This is a genomic window from Sediminibacterium sp. GW821-FHT12F12 (assembly GCF_058806635.1).
In genome coordinates, this window is the sequence record NZ_JBXAPW010000003.1 from 25,357 (window position 1) to 46,865 (window position 21,509).

Genomic DNA, 21,509 nt, shown 5'->3' on the forward strand with positions numbered 1-21,509 from the left:
ATTGTAATGATATTAACAAATATTGTGGCAATTAATTTTAAGCTTGTAGTATAATCACTAAAAAAGAGGCTCCGGGGAGCCTCTTTTTCGTTTCACTTTAAATATTTTTTTAATACTGCCAGAGATCCTGTTCGTAGTTAAAGATCCGTGTTTTGATGTTCTCCCCTTCTAACAAGCGGAACAATGGATCTTTAATAATGGCATTCAGGTAGCGGTCGCCGGGGTTATTGGCGCTTGATTTGATCAGGTAACTGTTAAAAAACCGGCTTTCGAACAATTCTTCCCAGGTCATACGGCTCGAATTGTTCTTGGGGTTATACACATCCACTTTGGCCAGTGTTTTACGCAGATCGGGGTAATAGATCCAGAAAAGGATCCTTGGCTGTGATTTGCCCCCGATTACCTGCTTGGCAATCGGTGCAATACCGATGATCCGGGTAAACATACGGCTGGCTTCCTTATCAAAGATCATCTGCTCCTTGATCCGGAAAGTGTATACAGAATCAGAACTGAATTTGGGCTTTTTGGTGATGACACGCTCTACGGCACCTGAAACAGGGTCTGGCACATCTACTGTATCATAAGCACCGGCTGTCTGGTTTAAGATCTGGTCAGTGGTTAACGGAATCGTGAAACGGTCATTGTCCGCAGAAAAAGCGGTAACACTATCATTTTTGATCGCATTCAGCAGGATAGAGAAAAAACGGCGGTCATCGCCATTATCATCTTTTCCGGGGTACATGAACGACTGGTTGATCTTTTCGCGGGCATCAATCTCTCTCCAGAGAAACTCACTCCACACATTGTCATCATCCCGCAGGTGTTCGTATTCCAGTGGTTTACGGTCGCGGATAGCGCTTCTGTCTACGGCCGAGTTATTGCGCAAAGGCACTTCCGGTTTGGCATCAAACCCGCCGGGGTTGGTGGTATCAAATCTAACCGACACATTACCGGGAGCTGAAGTGATAGTAGTTGGTGTAGCAGCAGGTTGCTGAACAATTCCTTTTGCATTATTATTGAGTACAGGCTTGGTAGTATCCTGTTTCGCAGCTGCAGCAGGTTTGGCAGCCGGCTTACTGTATTTTCCTCCCTGGGCAAATAGCTGACCCGCACCCAGCGTAACCGATAAAAACAGAATTCCTTTTACAATACTCTTTTTCATACAACACAGATTTATTGAAGAACAAATGACATATTCTGATCCAACATACGGGTTCCACCCGGGCCTTTTACTTTGATCTCATCAATTACTACAGTAGTTCCTGACTGGCATCTTTTTAAAATAGCCTGGGCTTCGTTATTGAAATAAGCACCGGATACTTCGGCAATACCGGGGTTTTCTTCAAAGCCCTTTCCAGTACAATAGATTGTAAAGGAAACAACTTCATATTTAACGCCTTCAAACACAAAGTCTCTTAATTCTGCCGCCACACCTCTTTGCACACGCATTACATTCGCAGCCATAGGAGCAGCATCCCCCCCACCGGTTTTGCCACCCACGGTAGCTACCGGGTTAGGTACACGTTTGATAGGTATGGTTATTTTTTGAGTTTTCTTTCCATCAGATGCTGTAACCACAGCCGTACCAAGGTTTTTACAGGATACAATATATAAGCCCGGTCCTGATTTGCTAACGCTAACGCCCGGTCCTTCTACTGTTACATTTACTTTTTCATCGCCACTTCCACCAGTAACACTTAACTCATTAGGTAAGTCTTGGTAAAACACACGGGTTTTATCGGTAGAGACCACCAATCCGGAAGGAACACCCACAGTGTATTTCACTTCTTTTTCTACGGTGGACGTAGTTCCATCCGGTTTCAGGAAGGAGATCCTCACTCTTTTGGTATTGGACCCTGAGTTACTCACTGTGGTTTTATACTCCGCAGATCCATCCGGTTTCAAAGCAACACTGGCACCATCAATGGAAATAGAAGGTTTGGCCGCTTTACTGAAAGCACCTACACCCGCTGTAATAATCAGCTCTTCGCCTGGCATCAGGTAGGTAGAGTTGGTTCCGGCAAAAGCCTGGAATTCGTCGTACACAATTTCTACTTCACCAATTTCTTTATGACAGTATTCAACCACCTGCGCTTCGCTGTTACGGATATCGTTCTGGAACTTACTCAGGATGGTGATACTGGCCACAGCCGGTGTCATATGAAAATAACCATAGGCCCAGTCGTTCTCACTCGCTTTGTTATTGCTTTTGGGGATAGAAAGATCCAGCGGCAGGTTAGCAGACAGATCCGTTTTGATAGCCGGATCGATAGCCATTAACTGCTCTTTGAATTGTTTCAGTTTCTCGAACATTTCTTTTCCTTTCCCTTTTCCCTCCGGTGGATTGGAGATGAATAAACGGGTAGAAGATTCCAGGTCATCTTCTTTGTACACTTCTTTTCCGTCAACTGTTCGCAGATCAGATTCTTTTTTCAGTTCTGCCTTTAATGCCTCGATGTAATTATACATGGCGTCTGACAGTTCTTTTGCCTTCATGGCTTTGGGTAACCAGATCTCTGCTTTTTCTTTGGTTTTGGGATCTTCTATCTTACGCTGAAAGGATTTGAATATGTCGCTATTCTTTTGCTCAGCAATTCTGCTGGCATTGGTAAGGCTCTGGTCAACTGTTTTGAAGGCGTTTAATATTTCGGCAGATACATTCAGTGCCAGCAGTGCAGTTAGCACCAGGTACATGATGTTGATCATCTTTTGCCGCGGCTCCTTGGGTAGTGACATTCTCGCTTATATTTTTAAAACAACAGGTTTTTTACAAATTGGATTTATTTCTGTTACTGATGACGATGGGATTATCTTCCCTGCATCGCAGTAAGCATATTTCCATACAGCTGGTTCAGTTTACCCAGGTTATTGGCCAGTGCAGCAATCTGCTCTTTGGCTTTCAGTGCATCATCTGCACTGCTGGCCATTGCGGTAGACGCCTGTGTGAGTTTACCGTAGAACTGGTTCAGTGCTTTCAGGTGGTTATTTCCTTCCTGTAGTTCCAGCTCATAAATAGTGTTCAGCGAAGCCAGGTTTTTATTCATGGCCATCATCTGCTCGTGAAATTGTTTAGAACTGTCTGATGCACCATGAAATCCAGCCAGCGATTGAGTAGCATGTACTGCTGCATCTTTGATACCGCCAATGGCAATGGTTGCCTCTTTGGTTTTGGCTGTAAAATCGCCTGCAGATTTGGCTATTTCTGATACATCAGCCAACTGGGCTACGGTAGTATTCAATTTCTGGAAACCGGCGCTCAGTTTACCGAGTGTATCCTGGTTAATATTGGCATCTTCCAGCATTTTATCCAGGCTATCCAGCGCTGAATTACCTTTCACCGCTTTGGCTCCACCGGGAAGGTGTACTTCATGATCGTCGATGGCCGGGTATATCAGATATAACACACCATACCCCAGGAAGATGATGGCTTCTACTGTTAAACCTACTTTCAGCATAAAGTCGGCGATTGGCGAGTGCAGCAATTTCTGCAGGGCACCATAAATAACTACCGCCGCAGCAATAGATACAAATACATCAAACCACTTGGAGATCTTAGGAGGAATAGCAGCTGCCATTGTTCTTCGTTTTAGATTTTTTGAATTTTACCACTCAACCGGCCACTGTTACAGCGCCGGTTCAATGAAAGGTTATCGATAAGAAAAGGATTGAATTATTACCAGACTATGTTGGTTATTTTTTCATTTTAGGCGCCAGGTCTATCACACAACGGAAACCGATATACGATTTCGCCGTATCCTGGTATTCATAATTACGGGTACTCACCTGCAGGAAATAAGAAATGTCTTTCCAGCTTCCGCCGCGAACCACTTTTCTTTTCTCCCTCGGACGGTCAGAATCCTTGGCTTCGTAACGGATATCCGGACTCATGTCAGACATAAAGTTATAAGCTCCTTCGTAGAAGTAAGAACCTGTCCATTCGGATACGTTGCCCGACATATTATACAAGCCATACTGATTGGGCCAGTACATTTTAGCAGGAACGGTGTAAAAACCACCATCTTCCGCATAATTACCACGGCCTGGTTTAAAGTTGGCGAGTAAACAGCCTTTTTTGTTACGCAGGTAAGGGTTACCCCATGGGAACATGGAATTGGTAAGTCCACCTCTAGCTGCATATTCCCACTCAGCTTCACTGGGTAGGCGGTAATCGCCATCGATGGCGAATTTCTTTTTCTCGAGGAAGGTATTCTGATAATGGGTTCTCCAATGACAGAAAGCCACGGCCTGTTTCCAGTTGATACCCACCACCGGATAATTTCCATAAGAGGGATGGGAAAAATAACGTTTGGTCATGGGCTCGTTATAGGAATAAGAGAAGTCTCTCATCCAAACCAGTGTATCGGGATAAATTTTCTGGTTGCCTTTGCGGATAAAATTACTGCGGGGTAAACCGGCATTATCTCTTTTGGCAGCGGCTGCAAGATCAAAATATTCGATCCGGTAAACGATCTTATCAGGATCGATCTCGGGTTTGCCATAAATACGGTTATCAGGAGCCAGGTTCAGTTCATTCATCTTTTCGATGGTGTTCCTGTCCCATTTAATGGTGGCTACCTTTTTCCAGTCTACGGCAGTGGTATCATCTTCTTTATTGATTCCCTGTCCGAACAGGATTTTGAAAGCCAGTGAGTCTCTGGTCCAGTTTACAAACTGACGGTACTCATCATTGGTGATCTCTGTAGCATCCATCCAGAAACCCGGAATAGATACCTGCCGGTTACGGGAAGTATAGTTGAAACTGATATCCTCATCGCTGGGGCCCATGTGAAAAGTTCCCGGTGGGATATAGACCATGTTGCGGGGAGGATTCATGCTCTTATTAGCCGTAGGTGCCACGCCATGCAACTGACCATCATCGGGTAAACCCTTTGATTTTGCATTCTTCTTCAGAAAGCAGGATCCGAGGCTCAGACAGAAAGCGACTAATACAATCTTACTTAAATACCCTTTCATCGTATCAAACTGATTTTTATGACAGTGACAAATATAAGTTTTCCATCGGCAGTTGTGCCGATTTTGCAATTTTGTTACCAATAAAATTTACTTCGCTGGGTAAAATTGGTCAGATACTACAAAATTAAAAGTATGATTACTACAAGCGTGGGTTTCGAACGATGCATAGGGCGTGAAACCACTGTCATGAAAGGCAAATTACTTCAAACTTTGTTACACTTTTGCTAAAAGGGCCTCTAATGTTAAAAAAGGTGCCTGGCAGGCATAATTCTTACACAGATAAAAAGCCGTTTCAGCATCCTTACCCCAACCCTTCCCGGCTAATAACGGAAAAATGTCGGAATTAGTTTCTTCGGTCTGAAGTATTTTATTGGGTATAAACCTCTCCAAGACAGGACGCAGAAAGGTATTTGCCTGCTGCCCGGTAATGGCAATTTCGAGCATTCCTTCGGTCATTAGCTGTACCAACATGGCCCATACCCCAAAAGATCCGGGGTGTTTGGCGATGGCATTACCCAGCGATACGGCCAATCCCTCACTCCTCTCTGCCCAGGCGGGCCGGTTAAATACGATAGAAAGATAAAACAGGTTCTGCGCCATCACGGCATTACCGCTGGGAACGGCCCCATCGTATACTTCTTTCTTCCTTACAATCACATCCTGCTGTTGCTGGTGGGTATAAAAGAAAAAACCGGTATCGGGTTCTTCAAAATGGGTAATCACCCATTCGGTAAGATCTCGTGCCTTCAGCAGGTACTCGCCCAGGCCGGTCATTTCCTGCAAATGGAGATAGGCCTGTATCAGGTAAGCATAATCATCCAGAAAAGCCGGGATACGTGCCTGCCCATTTTTGTATGTATGAAACCAGTTGCCCTCTTTACCCGCCAGCCGGGTTTCGAGGAATGCCATACTGGTGCGGGCTCTATCGCGGTAGGCTTCTTCTCCCAATGCTGCATAGGCTTTGGCATAAGCAGTGATCATCAACGCATTCCAGCCCAGTAAGACCTTGTCATCGAGCTGCGGACGGATCCGTGTACTGCGTTCCTGCAGCAAAAGGGTACGGCATTGGGCCAGTTTTGTTTCCAGCGCCTCTATTGTCATCCCTTTTTCTTCCGCAATAGCCGCAAAGGGTCTTGTGATCCGGAGAATATTGGTATGTTCCCAATTGCCTTTTTCCGAAACATCGTAACAGGCAGCAAACAAAGCCGCATCTTCTCCCAGCACCCCGTTAATTTCTTCCAGCGACCATACATAAAATTTACCCTCTACGCCTTCACTATCCGCATCCAGTGCACTATAAAAACCGCCCTCTTTATCCAGCATTTCCCTTTCTATGAAAGCCAGGGTTTCCTGTATGGCACGGGCATATTGTGGCAGGTGGGTTATCTGCCAGGCTTCAGATAACACATTGATCAGCAGGGCATTATCGTATAACATTTTCTCAAAATGGGGAGCCAGCCATTCATTATCCGTACTATAGCGGGCAAAACCGCCCCCCAGCTGGTCATAAATACCACCATCGATCATTTTATCAAGGCTCAGCAAAGCCTGATTCAGCGATGTTTCGTCTTTGGTGAAATGATAGTGCCGCAACAGGTATTGTATCGAAAAAGTCTGCGGGAACTTGGGCGCTTTCCCAAAGCCACCCCATTCTGTATCTGCATTGGCCAGCAGGTTACCGGCAATGGTCTGTAATTGTTCTTTGGTAAACAGGGCATCCGCCGCCCCCGGTTGTTGTACCCCGAAACCATTGGCCGAAAGCAGGTGCGCGGTCAGGTTTTCTGCCTGCGATAAGATCTCTTCCCTTCTTTCCCGATACCCCTTGTGTACCGCTTCCAGGATCTCTTTCCAGCTGGCCCGGTTATAGGCCCGTTGTGGCGGAAAATAAGTACCCCCGTAAAAAGGTTTGGTATCTGGTGTAAGAAACACATTGAGGGGCCAGCCACCGCTACCCGTCATGGCCTGTACCGCATCCATGTAAATATGGTCCAGGTCGGGACGCTCTTCGCGATCTATTTTGATATTGATGAAGTGATCGTTCATGATGGCAGCCGTGGCAACATCCTCAAAACTTTCCCTTTCCATCACATGACACCAATGGCAGGCGGCATAACCGATGCTGACCAGGATGGGTTTGTCTTCTGCCCTTGCTCTGGCCAAAGCTTCCTCTCCCCAGGGATACCAGTTCACCGGGTTATGGGCATGCTGCAGCAGGTAAGGACTGGTTTCGTTGATCAGTTGGTTGGTATGAGACATTGTTGTAATGGTTGTGTTTGTTTATTGGTTGGTTAATCAATGGCATCTATGTTCTGGGTTCTATGTTTCAGGTTCCTTGATCCATGTTTCAGGTTTTTGTTTCGGTATTTCCTACCATAGAGGGATTCGGCCTTCGATATTCTTTGTTCGTTATTCGATATTCGTCCGCTCCCTTCGCGGGACTATATTACAAAATAAACAGCCTCCCGGTTGAGGAGGCTGCTGTATTTGATAGAAGTTAGTTATTTTTTTACCGGTGTAGCAGTGCTTTGCAGGTACTGGTCAAGTGCAGCTACCATACTGGGTTTCTGGGGAGATGGCACTTTGATCTCCAGTTTCAGGCCGGCATCTTCCACGGCTTTGGAAGTATTGTTTCCAAAAGCCCCTATCACCGTATTATTCTGTTTGAAACCGGGGAAATTATCGAAGAGACTTTTTACGCCGCTGGGAGTAAAAAAGCAGATCACATCATAATCGCAGGCACTGAGTACGTCTTTGATATCGCTGCTGATGGTCCGGTACATGAATCCGAGCTGGTATTCGCATTTATTGGTTTTGAGCCAGTTCACGATCTCATTATCCTGCTGGTTCTCGCTGCACACGTAGAGAAATTTCTCATTCTCTTTGTGTTTATTGATCACATCGAACATGCTCTTATTGGTACCATCGGCGCCATAGAACACTTTACGCTTGCGGTAGAGGATAAATTTCTGGAGGTAAAGTGCCACTGCCTCGGTGATACAGAAATACTTGGTATCCTGTCCGATGGTCACTTTCATTTCTTCGCACATCCTGAAAAAATGATCGATGGCATTACGGCTGGTGAACATTACAGCCGTATAGTACATGATATCGATCTTCTGTTTGCGGAACTCCCTGGCAGGTATCCCCTCCAATTTAATGAATGGATGGAAGCACAACTCAACATTGTATTTTCGCTCCAGATCAAAGTAAGGGGATTTATCACTCTCCGGTCGGGGTTGAGAAATCAGAATTTTTTTGGTAACCTTTACTTTACCTGAATTTTTTGACCCGTTCTTTAGCATGCGTCTTGTCTGAGATTGAGCAAAATTAAAGACTTCCGTTAAAATAATTCATTAATACCTTACATATCAATGCCAGCGGAAGTAATTCGACGGCGCAAAGGTACAGTAAAAAATGTAAGGCATTTACTTTCAATTTATTCCGGATAGCCAGGAAGGAAACCCAGTAACGGTATCCCAGCAATAAACAGATCATACCTGCCGAAAGGGTAATACCAATGTTTACAAGAACCGGATCGGCAAAAGCAAGGATAAGCAGAAAAGGAATCAATAATACCCCCAGCACTTTGTTTACGAGAAATACGACAAACACATAAGAACCAGCAGCTTCTTTGGTATTAAAGACCCATCCGGTAAAAAGCAGAAACAGGTATTTGCCAAGATATAACAGCAGTAATACCGCAGCCGCACCGGCCGCCAGCCACCAGAAAGAAATATCGGTCCAGTTTTTATAGCGAACCAGTAAAGTAATATACAGTCCGCCGCTGATAACAAAAAGAAAATTCATGAGCAGCGATGCCAGGTTATCCTGCAGGAGCTGGTCGCGGGTCTGTTTCTGCCGGATCGAAGTCTGGAAGAACAGCAGGAACAGGTTCCGGAAATATTTGGAGAAAGTGAGCCGGATAAACGCCATGATAAAAATAACACCGGCCATCAAATAAAAAAGTTCGTCTTTGGTTTGGGGCTGGTGATAGTTGATCAGCATGTACAATGCCGGACTATGCAGCGGCAGGTACGGATGGGTCTGGTACTTACGGTAGGTAGACGTGTCTTTGAATACTACATTCAGCTTGGGCAGAGATGCTCTGCGAATGGAATCAGCCAGCAGACTATCGCGGCGGGCTTGTGCCAGTTGTAATGAATCGGCTCCCTGCAAAGAATCTACAGCCTCATTAGCAAAGGAGTCTTTTGCAACAGAAGCACGCTGTAGGATCTTCTGCGGTGCCGGGCTAAGCTGGCGATTGCGGCTGGTTTCAGCACGGTTACTGTTATCTGTCTGGGCAAAACCACACACACAGCTATTCACCAATAACAGCAGGAAGAGAAATCGCTTCAAACCACACATGCCGCAAAAATATTGATTTGGTTTGATGTTTGCAGTTAAAGGCATAACAGAATTGAGCCAACAGAATGGAGTATGTTTGCAGCAAACACCTTTCTCCCTGTATGGCAGGCATTTATCTACATATTCCTTTTTGCAGAAAAGCCTGTCATTACTGTAATTTTCATTTTTCCACCACGCATCACCGCGTACCTGATATGTTACAGGCCATTGGCAAAGAAGCTTTGCTGCGTAAGCCATACCTGAACGAAACGGTAGAAACTATTTATTGGGGCGGCGGCACACCTTCTCTACTGGAGATAGAGGATATACAACAGCTCCTGCAACTGCTGCAGACGCATTATTCCATCAGCCCGCAGACAGAGATCACGCTCGAAACCAATCCGGATGATATTAGTCCTGAAAAACTTGCTGCCTGGCGTGCAGCCGGTATCAACCGGTTGAGTATCGGCATCCAGTCGTTCGAGGAACAGGACCTGCAATGGATGAACCGGGCCCATACAGCAGCGCAATCTCTCCGCAGTATTCAACAGGCAAAAGAAGCGGGGTTTTCGAACATCACTATCGACCTGATTTATGGAACGCCCGGCCTCACTGATGAGGCATGGAAAAAAAATATCGAAACGGCACTGGCCCTGCAGATCCCGCATCTCTCCTGTTATGCGTTAACGGTTGAGCCCAAAACGGCGCTCGCGGAGATGATCCGTAAACAGACTATGCAGGATGTAGATCCAGAACAACAAGCCAGGCAGTTTGCCCTGCTCACAGAAAAAACAGCACTGGCGGGGATGGAACAGTATGAAATCTCCAATTTTGCCCAACCGGGTTTCAGAAGCAGGCATAACAGCAGTTACTGGCAGGGGAAAACTTATCTCGGTCTCGGCCCCTCCGCTCATTCGTTCAATGGTGTCAGCCGGCAATGGAATATCGCCAATAACAGTTTGTACCTCGCGGCCATTGACAAAGGAGAGATCCCGTATGAAGAAGAGATCCTGACGAAGACGCAGCAACTGAATGAATATATCATGACGGGCTTACGGACCATAGAAGGTATTTCACTTGAAAAAGTTAGAGCGGTATGGGGGGAAGAAAAGACAGTTGCCCTGCAAAAAGCCGCAGCAAAATATATGGCACAGGGTACGATACGTTTAAAGGGGGATGCACTACAACTGGAAGAAGGGGGTAAATTTTTTGCCGACGGTATTGCCGCAGATCTGTTTCAGTAGTACTACCTGTTATCGGCGTGCCCGAATAGCTTTTTACCGAGGTTGATCACCAGGATGCCCATCACCAGTATCAGCAGGGCTTCAGGGCTCAGTATGGTGAAAGAGAATGGCATACCTAAAGTTACGACAATTCTACACCAGAAATGTTTCAATTTTCTTAAATCCTTCTGCCGCAGGAAGCTGTTCCCATAGAATTTCATAGATAGCCGCAGCAATGGGCATGGAAGCCTGTACGGTATTGTTCATCAGGTGAATGCATTTACTGGCATTGTACCCTTCGGCCACCATATTCAGCTCCAGCTGTGCGGCTTTTACAGAATATCCTTTGCCGATCATGTTTCCGAAAGTTCGGTTACGGCTGTAGAGCGAGTAACAGGTTACCAACAGATCGCCGAGATAAACGGACGCCGAATAATTATGCGTATCGGTGGTGCCGTTCGTGTTTTCTGTGCATTTTTTCAGGAAACCCACCATTTCATTGGCGCTATTGGCAATATATACACTGAGAAAGTTATCTCCGTATTCCAGTCCATGCGCAATGCCGGCACCCAACGCATAAATATTTTTCAGTACAGCAGCATATTGTACGCCCAGTACATCCGTATTTACAACGGTATTCAGGTATTCAGTAGCAAAATAAGAAGCGATTTTTTTTGTTGTGCCCTCATCGGTTCCTGAGAAAGTGAGATAGGATAATTTTTCCGCTGCCACTTCTTCTGCATGGCAGGGGCCCAGCACAGTAAAATAATCTTCCAGCGGAAAGCCGGCGTGTTTGGCAAGGTAATAATTGAGCAACTGATTTTCGGATGGAAGGATCCCTTTTACGGCCGAGATTACTTTTTTCCCTTTCAGTAAATCGGCCGGAATCTGTTCCAGGGCTGATTCTACAAATGCCGAAGGCACAGCTATCACAAGCACTTCTGAACGGCTAACCACCTGTTGAATATCGTTGCTGAGTGTCAGCTGTTGGGGATCAAAATAGGCGCCATGCAGGTAATGGGGGTTATGTCTTCTTTTTTCGAGGTAGGCGATACTGTCTGCATTACGTACCCACCAATGAATCGTATTCCCGTTATCTGTCAGAATCTTAGCCAGTGCTGTGGCCCAACTTCCGCTTCCAATAATTCCGAACTGCATGGCAAACCGTTTGATAATGAATGCAAAGATACGGAACAGGTTATCTCTAAAAACAAACGACAGGCAGAACCTGTCGTTGTTGTGTATACATTATGGTGTATGGATTAATTCGCTTTCTTTTCTTCAAACAGCTTGTCTTTGGTTACTACTGTTACCAGGTTGCCATCTTTCAGTGTTTTGCTCACGATCGAATAAGGTCCGGTAATCACTTCGTCTCCTTCTTTCAATCCTTCCAGTATTTCAATGTAATTCAGATCCTGGATAGCAGTTTTTACTTTTACTTTTTTTACTTTATTGTCTTTCTGCAATACAAATACCACTTCTTCAATACCATCATCACCCGAAGTTGACTTGGTTTCTTTCGCCTCCGGTTTCTTATCATCCGTTTTATCTCCTGCGGCTGAAGCATCTCCATTTTTATCACGGGTAGTAACCGCGTTCAGTGCTACAGAAAGCACATTTTGTTTGGTGCGGGTCTGGATATCTGCGCTGGCACTCATTCCCGGACGGAAAGGAAACCCTTTTCCAGGACCTACCAGGTCTTTATAACTAACCGGCAATAAACGGATATGTACTTTATAATTGGTTACTTCTGCACTGGACGTAGTTGAAACAGCTGATCCGGTATTTGGATTGGCAATCTTGTATACCAGCCCTTTGAATTTACGGTTGGTATAAGCATCCACTTCTACAATGGCCGTATCGCCCAGTTTTACTTTGGGGATATCGTTCTCACCTACATCTACCCGTACTTCAATGCTTCGCATATCGGCTACACGCATCATTTCTGTACCTACGTTAAAGCTGTTACCCGCCACACGCTCGCCTTTTTTAACATTCATCAGACTGATCATACCATTCATAGGTGAAGTGATGACAGTACGCGATAAATCTTTATCGGCTTTCTGCAATTGCGCCTGAGCACTCTGGATGGAGGCTTCGCTGCTTTTCAGACCTTCTCTGGCTGCATTATAATTGGCCTGGGCGGTAAGATAAGCCTGCTCTGATTGTTCAAATTCAGCGCGGGAAACCACTTTTTCATTAAACAGTTTTTTCTGGCGCTCATATACATTTTTCAGGTTATCCAGTGTGGCTTTTAAACCAACCAGACTGGCGGTTGAGTTAGAAAGCTGTGCCTTACTCTGGTTCACACCTGCTACCACCTGATCGCGCTGGGTAAGATAGATATCCGCATAAATCCGGGCCAGCACCTGTCCTTTTGTAACACTGTCTCCTTCATTCACATTCAGCTCAACAATTTCACCGCTGATATCAGGACTCACTTTTACTTCGATCTCGGGATATACTTTTCCACTGGCGTTTACTGTTTCAATAATGGTTCTGTGTGTGGCTTTCTCAGAAGTTACTTTGATGCCTTCTTCCTTTCCGATAACCCCACTTTTTTTCAGCCCGATCAGTACTACGATCAGAACAACCAATCCAATAATGATCCAGAGCAATTTCTTATTCATACAACTTATTTTCTTTTAGCAGCCAGTTAGTGAATTTGATACGTAACAATAGTTTTTTATAATTTCAACCCTTTCCCTTTGTAAAACTCGAGCAACTTCATCTTGAATACATAATCGTATTGGTTGGTTAGTTGGGTAATTTTGGCACGGAGCAGGTTATTCTGGTTGGTCAGAAGGTCAAGCGAACTCAGCAGACCCACTTCATAGCGCTTCAAAGCAAAGTCATAGGCTTTTTGTGCGCTCTCAACCTGTTTTTTACCGGCATTGAATTTCTGCAGGGCCGTAACCGCATTGGTATATGCTGTGTAAATATTCTGACGCAGGGTAAGATCGCTCTGTTCTTTCTGCAGCTGGGCAGATTTCACATTTAGCTGTGCTGTCTGATAATTGATTCTGGCAGAAGAGTTATTGAAGATGGGAATACTCAGACTTAAGCCAATATTCTGACCAAAGTTGTTATTCATCTGGGTGCCCCAGCCATTCCACAGATCACTGAACGTTCTTGTTTTCTGGGTTACCTTAAACACCGGGCTCTGCACATAATAATTTACGTTGCTGATGGCCACAATGGGCTCTGCACCGGTAATAGGGTTATATCCCTGGAATGTGGCGCCGGTGGTTGTTTTGAATGAATTGGAAAAGTTGGTAGAAAGGTTACCACCCAGCGACAGGGTTGGGTACATCTGTGCTTTGGTAACCAGCAGGCTTTTCTGCGCAGCTTTGATCCTGAATTCGTTGGCCTTCTGCTGTGGCTGTAACTGCATACCGGATTCATATACCAGGTTAGGCTGCAACTCGGCAAAAGATTCGATCGGAATCTGGTCAACAGACGGCGTTTCAATCCCAAACAGCACATCTACATCCAGATTCAATAAACCACGCAGGTTTAATAGGTTCTGCTCGTAATTGCCTTTGGCGGTATAGTAGTTGCTGCTATCGGTAGCCAGTTGTGATTGTACTTCGGCGAGGTTGAGTTCAGGTAAAACACCGGCATCCACCCTTTTACTCGTAATCTCCAACTGGTTCTGTGTTTGTGCGATCTGGATCTCAGAAATCTTTAACTGCTCCTTGGCCGCCAGTACCTGCAGGTAATAAGTGGCCACATTAAATGAAACATCATTGGAAGCTTTTGCCACATCTGCCAGTGCCGCCTGTGCATTAAACTGGGCCACCATTTCCGAATTTTTCAGTCGGCCGAAATTGTACAGCTGGAACCCGGCATTCACCCCAAAGTTCTGATACAGAAACTGGGAGGTAGAAAAAGTATTGGTGGTAGGGTCGATGGAACGGCCGAAGCGGACACCGGTTCCCGTACTGGCATTTACACTTGGATAAATATTGTATTTGGCCTGTTTTGCCTGTAGGGCGGCTATTCGCGCCTGTATATCGGCCTGCTTGATAGAAATATTAAATTGAAGAGCATGTTCAATACAGTGCCGCAGGTCCCAGTTGTCCGATGCCCTCTGGGCAAAACTTTGGGAAACAATTGTGCAACATAGCAGGGTCAGAAACTTTCTCATATATAACAAAAATAACGGTTTCCCAACCACTTGCCTAAATTTTAGACAGACGGAAAGGAATAGGCTTAAACCGTTAAAAATATGTTATGAAAGGTCATTAATGGCCTCAAAACCCCTTGACAAGTCGGTTAACAGGTAATCCGTGTCTTCCAGACCGATATATAACCGCAGCGACCGGTGGGCAGGATTGGCCGGATCGAAGGATTCAGGTGGCATACCCGCGCATTTGGGCAGGATCAGCGATTCGTAGCCGCCCCAGCTTACCGCCATCAGGATATGCTGCAGGGAGTCACAGAAGGTTTCGATGGTAGCACAGTTTTGTGCCTTGATATAAAAAGTGACCAGTCCGCAGGCCCCCTTCATCTGGGATTGGGCCAGTTCGTATTGCGGAAAAGATGGATCCAGCGGAAAGATGACCTGGTCTACCCTTGGATGATTTTGCAGGAACCGGATTACTTCGGCTGTGGTGCGGGTAATACGTTCCAACCGGGCCGGCAAAGTGCGCAAACCACGGATCAGTAACCAGGCATTAAAGGGCTGGATACCGGAACCGATATTCATGTATTCGCTGTTAAAAATCCTTTCGATCATGGCCCTGCTGCCGCTCAGTACCCCGGCCACCGTATCGCTGTGTCCGGAGATATATTTGGTGGCCGATTGCAGTGCCAGATCAATCCCCATGGCAATGGGTTTCTGGTATAAGGGGGTACAATAGCTATTGTCGATGATGGTAACAATCCCATGTTTTTTTGCCAGTGCCGCTACGGCCCGCAGATCCTGCAGGTCGTAGAACCAGCTATTGGGCGATTCGAGATAGATCAGGGTAGTATTGGGTTGGATGGCCCGGGCAAATTGATCGGTATCGGTTCCATCCACATAGGTAACGCTTACCTGGAAGCGGGGAAGGATTACTTCAAACATCTTCATGGCCCAGGTATAGGGATTCTTTACACTTACAATATGATCCCCGCTTTTCACATTGGCCAGCACCGCTGCAAAAATGGCCGCGGCACCACTGTTAAAAACGAGACAGTCTTCTGCCTCATCCAGTGCTGCCAGTTTTTTACGGAGGATCTCTACCGTGGGGTTTAATCCACGGCTATATAGCCAAGTGGAATATTCATCTTCAAAAGACTTACGCAGATCGGCCACTCTGGAGAAAGCGAAATTGCTGGTCTGTACAATGGGTGGCGCCACGGCGCGGAAATATTCATCGCGGTGTTCGCCCATTTCATTGAGGATAAAAGAAAGTTCGTCCATATTAGATTTCTTTTGCCGACTGGTCGGTTCCGATACTAGGATTGAATTTTTTAGACACAAAATAAATCACCATAAATGCCGCCAGTACAATGGCACCCACCAGGGCGGTATCCGGCGTTTGTATGGCGATGCTCGTACCCACAAACAGATAAGCTGCCATGAAGATCAAAGGCATCCAGGGATAAAATTTCATTTTAAAAATGCCGGTATGATCAAGATGTTTGGTTCGTTTGCGTAATACAAAAATGGTGGCGCTGGAAGCTACCATACCAAAACAATCGAGGAAGATGGTGAAGTTGAGGATCTTATCAAAGGTTTGCGCAAAAAAGAGAATGACGATACACATAGCCGCAAACACGGTTAAGGAAACCGTCAGCACTTCGTTCTTTGGATTCTGTTTGGAGAACATTTTGGGTAATACCCCTTCGTTACTCATTGCAAACATGACCCGCGGATTACTCATCAGCAGGGCATTCACATAAGCCAACACCCCAAAAAAGAGGAAAAAAGCGAAAATGTCTGCGCCGGTTTTGCCAAATACTTTTTCCATCAGCACATAGGCGATCTCCCGTTCTGCTTTCATATTGTCGAACCCGACAATCGTATAATAACTGAGGTTGGCGAGCAGGTATAAACCGATGATGATAGCGATCCCGATAAAAATCCCCCTGGGAATATTCTTCGCCGGCTTATCAACTTCATTTCCAAAATTGATAGTTTGCTGATAGCCACCATACGTAAACGATACAGCAATCAGGCTTACGCCCAGGCTCTGTATCCAGCTCATTTCCGGTAATGCCGGAGTGGGCGTTGCAGCCACCACAGCCGTTACCGCCTGCTCATGCGGGAAAAACAGGGCCAGTATCAGCACCAGGATCATACCGATCTTGATCAGCATCAGGATATTCTGCGCACGCGAGCTCATGCGCAGGCCACGGAGATTGATCAGGTAAAATACCAGTATGGCACCACAGCTAAGTAATGCCTTATCAATATCTGTCTGGATAAAAGAAGGGAAGAGTTTGGCGATATACCCGCTACCGATCAGTGCCACGCCGCTTAAGCTGGCGGCATTACTGATCAGGATAATACAATTGATGGCAAAGGCGATACTGGGATGGTACGCGTAGGAAAATATTTTATAGTACCCGCCGGTTACGGGATAACGGCTCCCGATTTCTGCATACGTGAGCGCACCACATAAGGCAAAAAAACCGCCCAGCAGCCAGGCAGTGAAATAGACCGAAGGTTCAATGGCATGTTTGGCGCTGGTAGCGGCTGTTCTGAAGATACCCATACCAATCACCAGTCCAACAACGATCATGGTGAAACTGAAGAGATTGAGTTTCTGTTTTCCCTGCATATATATTTTATGTGGCTTTAAATGTAAGGAACTTCGGGGAAACGGTGAGGAGTGAATGGTGAATAGTCAATAGTGAATGGGCCATGCCAAGCCGCTGCTGTTTCAGTTCATTCCTATAACAGCGTCCACACTATCTCTCATAAGTTTTCAACGGGCGGTGTAAAACTTAAACAGGCATAAATTTTTATTGATGGATCCTGCCATTACATTTGCTCCGTATTTGGTTCCCGCGTATGCGGGATTAAAAGGGAAGTCCGGTGTAATTCCGGCGCTATCCCCGTAGCTGTAAATTGTAAACGTGAATTGTTAGTCGTTCATCGTGAGAACAAAAACTCACGACTCACCACTCACTACTCACGGCTGATGAATCTGCAAACCACTTTTCCGGAAACACGGAATGGGAAGGTTCTCATCAAGCCAATAAGCCAGAAGACCTGCCAGGTATCATTAACCATTCACGGCTTTCGGGTGAAAAGCATGGAATGTAAAAGGCCTGCTGCAGCGGCCGTTTATGTTTCTCCGTTTTTTTATTTTCCTGAAAGCTCATTGTTATCTTAAAAACAAACCAACAATGAGCAAAACATGCACGCTCCTCACTGTCCTGCTTGCAGGCAGCACTGCCTTTGCGCAAAAAGACACCGTTAACACCAAAGTGCTTGACGAAGTAGTAGTAACCGCTAACAAACTGGAACAGAAACAAAGTACCACGGGCAAAGTGATCACCGTAATTACCAAAGCACAGATCGAAAAAAGCAGCGGAAAAACGGTGGCACAATTACTGAACGAGCAGGCCGGTATCACTATCAATGGTGCATTGAACAATGCGGGTGCCGTTCAGACCGTGTATATGCGGGGTGCCTCTGCGGGCCGGACACTGATTCTGCTGGATGGCATTCCGATGAATGACCCATCTACCATTACCACAGATTTTGACCTGAACCTTTTTTCCATCAACGACCTGGAAAGGATCGAGGTATGCAAGGGTGCCCAATCTACCCTGTATGGCAGCGATGCCATTGCGGGAGTAATCAATCTCATTACCCTGAAGAAAGATGTACAGAAAGCTTTCAACATCAAAGCCACGCTGAGCCAGGGAAGTTTTGCCACTACGCGGAATAACCTGCAGGTATATGGTAAAAAAAACAAGCTTACTTATTCAGCGAGATATGCGAGACTGGCTACCAACGGCTTTTCTTCAGCCTATGACAGCACCGGTAAAAAGAATTTTGACAATGACAGGTATGACGGAACGGTATCCAATGCACAACTGGCTTACCAGTTATCGCCTGTTTTATCGCTCAAAACCTTTGCTATGTTCAGTCAGTACAAAGCGGGTATTGATGCCGGCATTTTTACAGACGATAAGGACTATAACATCCACAACACTTCTTTCACCAGTGGTGCCGGGTTCCAATACAAAAAAGGAAGGCTGACCCTGACAGGCAACTACCAGTTCAGCGAACTGACCCGTACTTACCGCAACGACAGCCTGGATAAAACCAGTACCATTTTTGAGAACAATACTTATTCCGGCAAATCGCAGTTTGTTGAATTATATGCGGGTTTGCAACTGGCAAAAGGCATTACTTTACTAGGGGGTGCCGATTACCGTTTCAATTCCTATAACCAGCAGTATTTTTCTGTGAGTATGTTTGGCCCATACAGCAGCCAGTTCCGCGATACTTCTTTTAACCAGAAAGCACTATATGCATCTATGATCTATAGCAGTCCGGATAAGAAACTGCATATAGAACTGGGCGGCCGGTATAACGATCATTCCCGTTATGGTAATAACAGTACGTATACATTTAACCCATCGTACAGCATCAACCCGCAGCTGCGGTTATTTGCCAGTGCTTCCAGCGGATTCAAAGCACCATCGCTGTACCAGCTCAGCATCAATGACAAATTAGATGCAGAAAAATCTGTGAACTATGAGGGAGGAATCAGTCTCGATAAAAAATCCTTCAGTACAAGACTGGTATATTTTCACCGGAGAATCAATAACGGTATCGACTACAATTATATTAGTTTTAAATACTTCAACTATATCAAACAAACTGTGAATGGGCTGGAATGGGAGTTTACTGCCAGACCTACTGACAAAATCACGCTCTCAGGGAATTATACTTTACTGAGCAGCGAAGAAACCACGCAAAACCGTGTAACGGTAAAAGATACCGTTACGTACAATTATCTGCTGCGCAGACCCAAACACACCGTTAACCTTACGCTTGGCGTAGAAGCAGCCAAAGGATTGAACCTATCTGTAACCGGGAAATACGTGAGTAAACGATATGATATTGGCGGTTATAAAAAAACAGATGTAAGTCTGGACAGCTATTTCATTCTTGGTGCATATGCAGATTATACCCTGAACGAACATGTCCGTTTTTTTGCCGACCTGCAGAACCTGACCGGCAGGAAATTCTTTGATGTAAGAGGATTTAACAGCATACCCACTATGTTTAACACGGGTGTCACTTTTAACTGGTAACTGTTATGGCACAACATGAATCCAAACCATGTCCGCGCTGTAACCGGCAGTTTGAATGCAAAGTGGGCAATATCAACGCCTGCCAGTGCAGCCAGGTAACATTAACCTATGAAGAAAGGGTATTTATAGAAGATAAATACCAGGACTGCCTATGTGCCCAATGCCTGCAAACCCTGCAGTTTCAATACCGGTTATACCGGAATCACATTTTCCGGTTCTGATTACCAGCCACAGATTCACAGATTTTTACCCGTTACCTGTGAATCTGTGGCTTTTCTTCTCCGTTTCATAATAATTACTGTAATTCGCAGCATGGAGATATACCTGATCAGGCATACCACCCCTGCCGTTGAAAAAGGCATCTGTTACGGACAAACCGACCTGGATGTGACCGAAACTTTTGAAGAGGAAGTGAATAATATCAAACCCTGGCTTCCGGCTACTATCGGCAAAGTGTATAGCAGTCCGCTGCAACGCTGCCGCAAGCTGGCCGAATCGCTTTTCCCCCAACATGACCTAAACCTCCACAACGACCTGATGGAGCTGAACTGCGGTCGATGGGAGATGCAATCCTGGAATGGCATTCCGAAAACAGAAATGCAACCCTGGCTGGATGATTTCGTGAATGTGGTGGTACCCGAGGGAGAAAGTTATGCCATCATGCATGAGCGGGTGATTAACCGGTTCAAAGAGATCAGTGAGCAGGAGCAACCTGCTGTTATTGTGGCACATGGTGGTGTATTAAGAAGTATCCTGGCGCATATTACCAATACCCCTATCAAAGAATCGTTTGATGTTTTCAGTTGTCATTACGGCTGCGTAGTAAAAATTGCAAAAGTGGACGACCAGCTCCAACACGAATTCCTTTACAATGTTTCGCTGGCGGGAAAGGAATGGCATAGACCTACGCGTGAAGCGTGAAGCGTGAGACGTGAGTAGTGAGTAGTGAGTGGGGAGAGCCAAGGAGGAAAACATACTGACTACTGACTACTCACTACTCACGATTGACGATTCACGTCTCACGATTCCTCCTCCCGAAACAAATTCTTATCTTTATCAAAACCCCCTGCTCATGACTTTTCACTTAGACCAGCTGCTCACAGTAACGTTTACCCTGTTTGCGGTGATTGATATTGTGGGGTCTATTCCGTTACTGATCTCGCTCAAAGATAAAATGGGGGCTATCCGGTCTATCCAGGCAACATTGGTATCGGGCGCATTGATGATATTGTTCCTTTTTGCCGGCAAACCCTTTCTGAGTATCCTTGGACTGGATGTGCGTTCCTTTGCGGTGGGTGGTTCAGTTGTGATCTTTTTATTGGGACTGGAAATGGTTTTAGGTCATGAGATCTTCAAAGGCGATACCAATGCACAATCCGGCACCGTGGTACCCATCGCTTTTCCGATTATTGCTGGAAGTGGTACGTTAACCACTATCATGTCGCTGAAAGCGAATTTTGAAGAAACGTATATTCTGTCGGGTATCCTGATCAACCTTGTTATTGTATATATCGTATTAAAATCGCTGAAAGTAATTGAGCGGTTATTGGGGCCTGCGGGTTTATTGGCTGTCAGAAAATTTTTCGGGGTAATTCTGTTAGCGATTGCCGTTAAAATATTCAGCAGTAATATCGGCGCCTTCGGAAAATAGATTTTGTTATCCTGCAATCAATCTGAGCATTTCAATAGTATACAAAT

17 protein-coding genes and 1 riboswitch are annotated in these 21,509 nt (G+C 45.6%); of the genes, 5 read left to right on the plus strand and 12 right to left on the minus strand.

Going from position 1 to position 21,509, the window contains the following annotated elements:
- Positions 1-109: 109 nt before the first annotated feature.
- The 7 genes from porN to AC1RNB_RS05255 all read right to left on the minus strand — a co-directional run bounded on the left by porN (position 110) and on the right by AC1RNB_RS05255 (position 9,339).
- Positions 110-1,162, minus strand: a complete 1,053-nt coding sequence (gene porN, locus AC1RNB_RS05225; protein WP_493081323.1) for a type IX secretion system ring subunit PorN/GldN — start codon at positions 1,160-1,162, stop codon at positions 110-112.
- Between the two features lie 11 nt (positions 1,163-1,173).
- Entirely contained in the window at positions 1,174-2,736 is a 1,563-nt protein-coding gene (gene porM, locus AC1RNB_RS05230; RefSeq protein WP_493081325.1) for a type IX secretion system motor protein PorM/GldM, read from the minus strand.
- Between the two features lie 71 nt (positions 2,737-2,807).
- A complete protein-coding gene (porL, locus tag AC1RNB_RS05235; protein ID WP_493081327.1) occupies positions 2,808-3,575 on the minus strand; it encodes a type IX secretion system motor protein PorL/GldL in 768 nt (255 codons plus the stop codon).
- A 115-nt stretch (positions 3,576-3,690) separates the two neighbouring features.
- Positions 3,691-4,974 (minus strand): T9SS ring complex lipoprotein PorK/GldK, encoded by a 1,284-nt coding sequence (gene porK / locus AC1RNB_RS05240; RefSeq protein WP_493081329.1) that lies wholly within the window; start codon positions 4,972-4,974, stop codon positions 3,691-3,693.
- Between the two features lie 213 nt (positions 4,975-5,187).
- Complete coding sequence (locus tag AC1RNB_RS05245) at positions 5,188-7,230, minus strand: thioredoxin domain-containing protein (protein ID WP_493081331.1); 2,043 nt, start codon at positions 7,228-7,230, stop codon at positions 5,188-5,190.
- 242 nt (positions 7,231-7,472) lie between these two features.
- Positions 7,473-8,276 carry a uroporphyrinogen-III synthase gene (locus AC1RNB_RS05250; RefSeq protein ID WP_493081332.1) on the minus strand — a complete coding sequence of 268 codons (804 nt, stop codon included), beginning with the start codon at positions 8,274-8,276 and terminating at the stop codon, positions 7,473-7,475.
- Between the two features lie 25 nt (positions 8,277-8,301).
- Positions 8,302-9,339: a DUF4271 domain-containing protein gene (locus AC1RNB_RS05255; RefSeq protein WP_493081333.1), complete on the minus strand. Its 1,038-nt coding sequence runs from the start codon at positions 9,337-9,339 to the stop codon at positions 8,302-8,304.
- Positions 9,340-9,440: 101 nt separating this feature from the next.
- On the opposite strand from AC1RNB_RS05255, the gene hemW reads away from it, so the two are divergent.
- Entirely contained in the window at positions 9,441-10,562 is a 1,122-nt protein-coding gene (gene hemW, locus AC1RNB_RS05260; RefSeq protein WP_493081334.1) for a radical SAM family heme chaperone HemW, read from the plus strand.
- A gap of 132 nt (positions 10,563-10,694) precedes the next feature.
- Here the strand turns inward: hemW and AC1RNB_RS05265 are convergent, their stop codons facing one another.
- From AC1RNB_RS05265 to AC1RNB_RS05285, 5 genes are all read right to left on the minus strand, one after another.
- On the minus strand, positions 10,695-11,699 hold the full coding sequence (locus AC1RNB_RS05265) for an NAD(P)H-dependent glycerol-3-phosphate dehydrogenase (protein WP_493081335.1): 1,005 nt from the start codon (positions 11,697-11,699) through the stop codon (positions 10,695-10,697).
- Positions 11,700-11,803: 104 nt separating this feature from the next.
- Positions 11,804-13,171, minus strand: coding sequence for an efflux RND transporter periplasmic adaptor subunit (locus AC1RNB_RS05270; protein ID WP_493081336.1), 1,368 nt, complete (start codon positions 13,169-13,171; stop codon positions 11,804-11,806).
- A 56-nt stretch (positions 13,172-13,227) separates the two neighbouring features.
- Positions 13,228-14,691, minus strand: coding sequence for a TolC family protein (locus tag AC1RNB_RS05275; protein ID WP_493081338.1), 1,464 nt, complete (start codon positions 14,689-14,691; stop codon positions 13,228-13,230).
- 84 nt (positions 14,692-14,775) lie between these two features.
- On the minus strand, positions 14,776-15,951 hold the full coding sequence (locus tag AC1RNB_RS05280) for a trans-sulfuration enzyme family protein (protein WP_493081339.1): 1,176 nt from the start codon (positions 15,949-15,951) through the stop codon (positions 14,776-14,778).
- A gap of 1 nt (position 15,952) precedes the next feature.
- Positions 15,953-17,314, minus strand: a complete 1,362-nt coding sequence (locus AC1RNB_RS05285) for an APC family permease (protein WP_493081340.1) — start codon at positions 17,312-17,314, stop codon at positions 15,953-15,955.
- A gap of 204 nt (positions 17,315-17,518) precedes the next feature.
- Positions 17,519-17,770, plus strand: a riboswitch (cobalamin riboswitch).
- 115 nt (positions 17,771-17,885) lie between these two features.
- On the opposite strand from AC1RNB_RS05285, the gene AC1RNB_RS05290 reads away from it, so the two are divergent.
- The 4 genes from AC1RNB_RS05290 to AC1RNB_RS05305 all read left to right on the plus strand — a co-directional run bounded on the left by AC1RNB_RS05290 (position 17,886) and on the right by AC1RNB_RS05305 (position 21,462).
- Positions 17,886-19,811 (plus strand): TonB-dependent receptor plug domain-containing protein, encoded by a 1,926-nt coding sequence (locus AC1RNB_RS05290; protein WP_493081342.1) that lies wholly within the window; start codon positions 17,886-17,888, stop codon positions 19,809-19,811.
- 5 nt (positions 19,812-19,816) lie between these two features.
- A complete protein-coding gene (locus tag AC1RNB_RS05295; RefSeq protein WP_493081344.1) occupies positions 19,817-20,032 on the plus strand; it encodes a cysteine-rich CWC family protein in 216 nt (71 codons plus the stop codon).
- Positions 20,033-20,123: 91 nt separating this feature from the next.
- Positions 20,124-20,732 carry an alpha-ribazole phosphatase gene (gene cobC, locus AC1RNB_RS05300; protein WP_493081346.1) on the plus strand — a complete coding sequence of 203 codons (609 nt, stop codon included), beginning with the start codon at positions 20,124-20,126 and terminating at the stop codon, positions 20,730-20,732.
- A 151-nt stretch (positions 20,733-20,883) separates the two neighbouring features.
- Complete coding sequence (locus AC1RNB_RS05305) at positions 20,884-21,462, plus strand: MarC family protein (RefSeq protein ID WP_493081348.1); 579 nt, start codon at positions 20,884-20,886, stop codon at positions 21,460-21,462.
- The last annotated feature ends 47 nt before the right edge of the window (positions 21,463-21,509 follow it).

Coding starts and splice junctions, on each gene's coding strand:
- cobC (WP_493081346.1), top strand. CDS start 20,124: ATGGAGATATACCTGATCAGGCATACCACCCCTGCCGTTGAAAAAGGC.
- AC1RNB_RS05280 (WP_493081339.1), bottom strand. CDS start 15,951: ATGGACGAACTTTCTTTTATCCTCAATGAAATGGGCGAACACCGCGAT.
- AC1RNB_RS05285 (WP_493081340.1), bottom strand. CDS start 17,314: ATGCAGGGAAAACAGAAACTCAATCTCTTCAGTTTCACCATGATCGTT.
- AC1RNB_RS05305 (WP_493081348.1), top strand. CDS start 20,884: ATGACTTTTCACTTAGACCAGCTGCTCACAGTAACGTTTACCCTGTTT.
- porK (WP_493081329.1), bottom strand. CDS start 4,974: ATGAAAGGGTATTTAAGTAAGATTGTATTAGTCGCTTTCTGTCTGAGC.
- AC1RNB_RS05265 (WP_493081335.1), bottom strand. CDS start 11,699: ATGCAGTTCGGAATTATTGGAAGCGGAAGTTGGGCCACAGCACTGGCT.
- AC1RNB_RS05245 (WP_493081331.1), bottom strand. CDS start 7,230: ATGTCTCATACCAACCAACTGATCAACGAAACCAGTCCTTACCTGCTG.
- AC1RNB_RS05250 (WP_493081332.1), bottom strand. CDS start 8,276: ATGCTAAAGAACGGGTCAAAAAATTCAGGTAAAGTAAAGGTTACCAAA.
- AC1RNB_RS05275 (WP_493081338.1), bottom strand. CDS start 14,691: ATGAGAAAGTTTCTGACCCTGCTATGTTGCACAATTGTTTCCCAAAGT.
- hemW (WP_493081334.1), top strand. CDS start 9,441: ATGGCAGGCATTTATCTACATATTCCTTTTTGCAGAAAAGCCTGTCAT.
- porL (WP_493081327.1), bottom strand. CDS start 3,575: ATGGCAGCTGCTATTCCTCCTAAGATCTCCAAGTGGTTTGATGTATTT.
- AC1RNB_RS05295 (WP_493081344.1), top strand. CDS start 19,817: ATGGCACAACATGAATCCAAACCATGTCCGCGCTGTAACCGGCAGTTT.
- AC1RNB_RS05270 (WP_493081336.1), bottom strand. CDS start 13,171: ATGAATAAGAAATTGCTCTGGATCATTATTGGATTGGTTGTTCTGATC.
- porM (WP_493081325.1), bottom strand. CDS start 2,736: ATGTCACTACCCAAGGAGCCGCGGCAAAAGATGATCAACATCATGTAC.
- AC1RNB_RS05255 (WP_493081333.1), bottom strand. CDS start 9,339: ATGTGTGGTTTGAAGCGATTTCTCTTCCTGCTGTTATTGGTGAATAGC.
- AC1RNB_RS05290 (WP_493081342.1), top strand. CDS start 17,886: ATGAGCAAAACATGCACGCTCCTCACTGTCCTGCTTGCAGGCAGCACT.
- porN (WP_493081323.1), bottom strand. CDS start 1,162: ATGAAAAAGAGTATTGTAAAAGGAATTCTGTTTTTATCGGTTACGCTG.